Here is a 256-nt window from a genome sequence, read left to right on the forward strand (position 1 = left end):
CGTCGCGCGTCTCGGCGAAAGCCTAGGTGTCAGCGGAGAGCGGGCTGCAGCCGGCATCCTTGGGGTCGTCACGGCCAACATGGTCAACGCCATCAGAGCGATGACTGTCGTGCGTGGCCTTGATCCGCGCGATTTCTCGCTCTTCTCGTTCGGCGGCGCAGGTCCTCTCCATTCGGGGTATCTGGCGCACGAATTGGAGATCAAGGAACTAATCATCCCGGCATACCCAGGTGTCATGTGTGCCGTCGGCCTGCTG

General features: G+C 62.1%; 1 protein-coding gene. It reads left to right on the forward strand.

The annotated features are described in order from the left end of the window. Positions 1 to 256, forward strand: a 256-nt coding sequence (locus tag KVS69_RS19885) for a hydantoinase/oxoprolinase family protein (RefSeq protein ID WP_302675396.1), incomplete at both ends; no start/stop codon positions are given.

Source organism: Stenotrophomonas sp. GbtcB23, from assembly GCF_019091045.1.
Classification (GTDB): Bacteria; Pseudomonadota; Gammaproteobacteria; order Xanthomonadales; family Xanthomonadaceae; genus Stenotrophomonas; species Stenotrophomonas rhizophila_A.